3 protein-coding genes and 1 rRNA gene are annotated in these 6,332 nt (G+C 48.4%); all 4 read left to right on the forward strand.

Annotation, left to right across the window (positions count from 1 at the left end; all coding sequences use genetic code 11):
• The first annotated feature begins 72 nt into the window (after window positions 1–72).
• A complete protein-coding gene (pcrB, locus tag AC1DSE_RS10290; RefSeq protein WP_477511543.1) occupies window positions 73–768 on the forward strand; it encodes a heptaprenylglyceryl phosphate synthase in 696 nt (231 codons plus the stop codon).
• 234 nt (window positions 769–1,002) lie between these two features.
• Window positions 1,003–3,402 (forward strand): DNA helicase PcrA, encoded by a 2,400-nt coding sequence (gene pcrA / locus AC1DSE_RS10295; RefSeq protein WP_477527652.1) that lies wholly within the window; start codon window positions 1,003–1,005, stop codon window positions 3,400–3,402.
• A 59-nt stretch (window positions 3,403–3,461) separates the two neighbouring features.
• Window positions 3,462–5,462 carry an NAD-dependent DNA ligase LigA gene (gene ligA, locus AC1DSE_RS10300; protein ID WP_441874854.1) on the forward strand — a complete coding sequence of 667 codons (2,001 nt, stop codon included), beginning with the start codon at window positions 3,462–3,464 and terminating at the stop codon, window positions 5,460–5,462.
• 419 nt (window positions 5,463–5,881) lie between these two features.
• Window positions 5,882–6,332: ribosomal RNA gene (locus AC1DSE_RS10305) — 16S ribosomal RNA — on the forward strand; the annotation flags it as partial.

Raw genomic sequence — 6,332 nt, forward strand, 5'->3', positions numbered from 1 at the left:
CTCGCTGACATAGCATAGAAGGAAAGCAATTATGCGACAATTGATTTATGACAAAGCGAGGCGTGATCATTCATGAATGAGGTTTGGTTTTCAAGCTGGAGGCATGTGTTTAAGCTCGATCCCGATCGAGAAATTTCCGATGAGCAGCTTGACTCGATTTGTACCTCGGGTACCGATGCGATTATTGTCGGAGGCTCCAGCGGCGTTACTTTTGAGAATACAGTGGATCTTATGGCACGAATTCGCAGGTATGCGGTGGACTGTGCATTGGAGGTTTCTACTTTAGAGGGAGCGGTTCCCGGCTTCGACGGCTATTTTGTACCGCTTGTCCTTAATACGAGCAGAGCAGAGTGGATTACCGGACGGCAAACCGAGGGGCTAATAGAATATGGCTCCTTCGTTCCTTGGGAAGAAACGGCGGCGCAAGGCTATATTATTTTGAATGAAGAGGCTACTGCTGCAAAAGTTACGGGTGCGCAAACGGAGCTGACAGAAGCAGAGCTCACCGCACATGTGCGAATGGCTGATCGGCTGATGCGCCTGCCGGTTGTTTATTTGGAATATAGCGGACGATTCGGCGATATGCAGCTGGTGAAGCGGGCAAGAATGACAGCCACGCAAGCAAGGGTATTTTATGGCGGCGGAATTGACAATGCAGACAAAGCTCGTCAAGCGGCGGAAGCTGCTCATACCGTCGTTGTAGGAAACATTATTTACAGTGATCTTGAAGCAGCGTTATCGACAGTGGCGGCTGTTAAGAATGTCTGATTTGTTCCTGTTTTGCCTATAGCCATGGTCTCAATGAAAAAAAGCATTCGCTGTATCTGATCCTGTTGCACTTAATTGACAATGGGACAGAACGGCAGATGCTTTTATTTGTTTATAGCGTTGACATACTTTCTGTCATAATTCAAGCTAATTCCTATATTCTCAAATTGACACAGCGGTAGCCGTTGTCTACACTGGTGAGAGGCGAACATATGCGAACAAAGGAGTCTGAGCATGTTGAATTATATGAGTATCGAGCAGGCGGTACAGAAGCTGAACCCGCCGCAGCGTGATGCTGTTCAAGCGACTGACGGGCCGCTTTTGATTATGGCGGGAGCGGGCAGCGGCAAGACTCGCGTTCTGACACATCGAATTGCTTACTTAATAGAAAAGAAGCGTGTGGCGCCATGGAGTATTTTGGCCATCACCTTTACGAATAAAGCATCACGAGAGATGCAGGACCGGGTCAGTGCGCTTGTTGGACCATCAGGGGGGGACATTTGGGTGTCTACCTTCCACTCGATGTGCGTGCGTATCCTCAGAAGAGATATCGATCGGATCGGTTTTACATCCAGCTTCTCTATTTTGGATTCTTCAGACCAGTTGTCGGTTATCCGCGGCTGTATGAAGGACATGAACATCGATACGAAGAAGGTTGAGCCGAAGGCGGTTCAAGCTGCAATAAGCGGAGCGAAAAATGAGCTGATCACGCCGGAGCAATTCGAGCAAAAGGTCGGCGACTATTTTGAAGGCATCGTTGCCCAAGTGTTTACGAAATACCAGAAAAAGCTGAGAAGCAATAACTCACTTGATTTTGATGATCTTATTATGATGACGATTCAGCTGTTTAAAGATGTACCAGAGGTGCTTGAATTTTATCAGAACAAGTTCAGATACATTCATGTGGATGAGTATCAGGATACGAACAGAGCACAATATATGCTGACCCGCATGCTTGCGGATAAACATAATAATATATGCGTAGTAGGTGACAGCGATCAGTCCATCTACCGCTGGCGTGGAGCTGACATTACGAACATCTTGAATTTTGAGGGCGATTATCCAGAGGCGCGGACGATCATGCTGGAGCAAAACTATCGTTCAACAGCAAATATTCTCGATGCAGCAAACGCGGTTATTAAGCTGAATACAGGGCGCAAGCCGAAGAAGCTGTGGACGGATCAAGGCGCGGGTGATCTCATTGCACTCTATCAAGCAGATACTGAACATGATGAAGGATATTTTGTAACGGGGGAAATTCGCAAAAATGTGAATAACGGCTATAAATTTGCCAATCATGCGATATTATACCGTACCAATGCTCAGTCGCGGGTTATAGAGGAAATTTTGATTAAATCGGATATTCCTTATCAAATCGTTGGCGGCATTAAGTTCTATGATCGCAAAGAGATTAAGGACTTGCTCGGATATTTGAAGCTCGTTTCCAACCCGGATGATGATATAAGCTTGGTTCGTATCATTAATGTGCCGAAGCGGGGGATTGGGGATACAACGGTTGGCAAGCTTGCGGATGAAGCTGCGAGAAGAGGCACTTCCATTTACCGTGTATTGAACAACCTCGGCGAGGTTGAGGTGAATGCTCGGACACGGACGCTATTGCGCGAGTTTTATGAGATTATCGACAATCTTACACGGATGGTTGAATATCTATCGGTAACGGAGCTTACAGAGAAGGTGCTGGAGCTGTCGCAGTACCGGATGGAGCTGCATCAAGAGAACACGCTGGAGTCGAAGGCGCGTCTTGAGAATATCGATGAGTTTCTGTCGGTGACGATGGATTTTGAGAAGCGCAATGAGGATCGGACGCTCGTGGCGTTCCTAACTGATTTGGCACTCATAGCCGACATCGATTCCTTGAACAAGGATGAAGAAGAAGCAGAGAAGAATAAAGATGCGATCACACTGATGACAATGCATAGTGCTAAGGGACTTGAGTTCCCTGTCGTTTTCATTATCGGCATGGAGGAGAGCGTATTTCCGCATAGCCGTGCTCTTGCTGATAATGAAGAGCTTGAAGAGGAGCGGCGCCTTGCATATGTAGGGATTACCCGCGCGGAGAAACGGCTTTATCTGACATGTGCGCGGATGCGGACTTTGTTTGGCCGTACGAGCAGCAACATGCCTTCGCGTTTCCTGCAGGAAATACCAGAGAGCGTAAGAGAAGGCGCTTCTAGCGGCAGCGGCGGTTATTCACGTGGAAGCGTGGGCACTCGCAGCGGCGTTAGCGTCACGGGCGGTACTGGTGCGGCTGCGCAAGGCGCGAGCCGCGGGTTTGCCGGTCGCGCGCCAGCTGGCGGTGCGCCCGGTGCAGGCAGCCGTTCCCCAGGTATGGGGGGAACGGGCCCGGCCGCGATGGGCGGCAGAGGAGGCGGCGTGCGTGTTAGCACGCCGCTGCAAGAAGCCGCTCGGGCGGCTCAGGGCAGCAGCGCGGCGGGCGATGCCGCGCCAGGAACATTTGCGTCAGGCGACCGCGTGTCGCATGGCAAATGGGGAATTGGCGTTATCGTCTCCGTCAAAGGGACGGGCAAGGATATGGAGCTTAACATCGCATTCCCGGCTCCGGTTGGTATCAAGCGATTGCTTGCCGGCTTTGCCCCGATAACAAAAGTATAAGGTTGATCATTTTTGACGATTAGAAGGAGGAGCCTTCCGTGAACGCTCAATTAGAGAGAATGCAGCAGCTTGTTGCGATCATTGCAGAGCATAATTATCGCTACTACACGCTTGATCAGCCTACAATAAATGATACGGATTATGACAAGCTCTATGATGAGCTTGTCGCTTTGGAGAAGGAAACGGGCGTGCTTTTGCCTGAGTCGCCGACACAGCGAGTAGGCGGCGATTTGCTCAAAGGTTTTGAGCCGTACAAACACCGTGCTCGTTTATGGAGTTTGGATAAAGCCCAAAATACGGAAGACTTGCTTTCGTGGAATACAAGATTGCTTAAAGCAGTCGCCGATTATAATGCAAAACATCCGGAAGAAGAGCCTTTGCCGCAGCCTACTTATGTCGTAGAGCTGAAGTTTGACGGCTTGACCCTGAATCTGACCTACGAGGATGGACAGCTGGTTCAAGCAGCTACGCGTGGAAACGGTGCGATTGGCGAAGGGATATTGCAGCAGGTTCGAACGATACGTTCTGTTCCGCTCACAATTCCATGGGCTGATGGTATTGTTGAAGTGCAGGGAGAAGGCATTATGCAGCTTTCGGTGCTCGCCAAATATAATGAAACGGCAGCTGAACCGCTCAAAAATGCACGGAATGCCGCAGCAGGCGCACTGCGCAATCTTAATCCGCGGGTTACAGCCGAGCGGAAGCTGAACGCATTTTTCTATAATGTCGGCTACGCTGACGGAGTTTCTTTTGCAGATCATCATGAAATGCAGAAGTTTCTGAACGATAACCGCTTTAAGGTGAATCCATATGTAACGTATCAAAATACGATCGAAGAGGTTCAAGAAGAGCTGCTGCGTGTAACAGAAAAACGGGAGCAGCTGGATTTCCTCATTGATGGTGCTGTAATCAAAGTTGTAGATATGCGGACGCGGGAAGCACTCGGTTATACGGATAAATTCCCTCGCTGGGCGGTTGCCTTTAAGTTCGAAGCGGAGGAAGCAGCAACAGTACTCGAAGCCGTGTCCTGGGAGGTTGGCCGTACCGGCAAAATAACCCCAGTCGCGCGCGTCGAGGCTGTTGAGCTCGCTGGTGTTACTGTACAAAACTGTACGCTCAATAATATTGGCGATATTGAACGCAAAAACCTCAAGTTCGCACTAGGGACACTCGTTACGATTCGCCGCTCAAATGATGTTATTCCAGAAATATTGGGCAAGGCCGATGATGTGCCTGGTGAAGAAATTGTGTTTCCAACGGTATGTCCATCATGCGGAACGGAGCTCGAGCAGCGGGGAGCTCACCTATTCTGCAATAATAAGCTGGGCTGCCAGCCGCAAATTATCGGCCGGATCACTCATTTCGCGTCTCGGGATGCAATGGATATCGATACGTTCAGCGTCATGACAGCAGAACAGCTATACAAAGATTGCGGAGTACGTGATCCTGCTGATTTGTACGCACTTACTTACGATGATCTGATTGGACTCGAACGATTCGGTGAGAAGAAGGCGCTCAAGCTGCTTGCCGCATTTGAAAAATCCAAGGATAGAGAGCTTGCGTCATTCTTATTTGCTCTTGGCATTCCGAACACGGGCAAAGCAACAACGAAAATGCTGGCTGATCATTATGGAAATCTAGATGCTATTATGCAGGCGGAAGCTGCAGAACTTATTACGCTTCCGGATGTTGGCGGTATTGTTGCTGAGAGCATCGTTGGATTTTTTCAAGATCCCATTATTATTGCGAGTATTGCCAGAATGCGCGAGCTAGGTGTGAAAGCTGAAGCGGAACAGCAGCTGGTTGCGAGAAATGATAGTGTATTCAGCGGGAAGACAGTCGTACTTACAGGTACGCTACCGACGATGTCTAGGGATGAAGCTGCGAAGCTGCTCGAAGCTTGCGGAGCCAAAATCTCGGGTAGCGTATCTAAGAAAACAGATTTTGTTGTAGCTGGCGAAAGCGCAGGAAGCAAGCTGACGAAAGCTCGTGAACTTGGTATTACTGTTATAGAAGAGGAAGCTGAGTTACTGCGCCTTTTGGGTGAAACCGTTATATAGTAATAAGACGTCATTCAAAGTATTGTTTTGAATGCTTTAATAAGAAGGAGCTGTCCCTTAAGGTTATAGACCTTGAGGAATAGCTCCTTTTGTTTTTAGTTAAATGATGATGGATTACTATCCATAAATCAGAATAATGAGTGCGTTAAAATAAATTGTAATTGTCATTTTTTTCAACTTGTATTCTGTTTGCGTAAGTGATATATTATTTCTTGTCGCTTCTGAGACACGGACAAACAATTGAATGGCTCACAAACATTTGTGAAACAAACGGTTGACAACGTTGGACGAAGATGATAATATCATTTCTTGTCACAACAAAATGTGACAAACAAGTTCTTTGAAAACTGAACAAATGGATCACGTCGATCCGATAATGTTTTAAAATAGCTAGTTAAGTATTGAGCAAGTCAAACACCAATTTGGAGAGTTTGATCCTGGCTCAGGACGAACGCTGGCGGCGTGCCTAATACATGCAAGTCGAGCGGAGTTGATGAGGTGCTTGCACCTCTGATGCTTAGCGGCGGACGGGTGAGTAACACGTGGGTAACCTGCCTATAAGACTGGGATAACATTCGGAAACGAATGCTAATACCGGATACGCGATATGGTCGCATGATCGAATCGGGAAAGATGGAGCAATCTATCACTTATAGATGGACCCGCGGCGCATTAGCTAGTTGGTGAGGTAACGGCTCACCAAGGCGACGATGCGTAGCCGACCTGAGAGGGTGATCGGCCACACTGGGACTGAGACACGGCCCAGACTCCTACGGGAGGCAGCAGTAGGGAATCTTCCGCAATGGACGAAAGTCTGACGGAGCAACGCCGCGTGAGTGATGAAGGTTTTCGGATCGTAAAGCTCTGTTG

It is taken from the genome of Paenibacillus sp. 01L418 (genome assembly GCF_056400045.1).

Bases quoted from the DNA above. Each gene is read 5' to 3' on its own strand.
- pcrB (WP_477511543.1), top strand. From the start codon at position 73: ATGAATGAGGTTTGGTTTTCAAGCTGGAGGCATGTGTTTAAGCTCGAT.
- pcrA (WP_477527652.1), top strand. From the start codon at position 1,003: ATGTTGAATTATATGAGTATCGAGCAGGCGGTACAGAAGCTGAACCCG.
- ligA (WP_441874854.1), top strand. From the start codon at position 3,462: ATGCAGCAGCTTGTTGCGATCATTGCAGAGCATAATTATCGCTACTAC.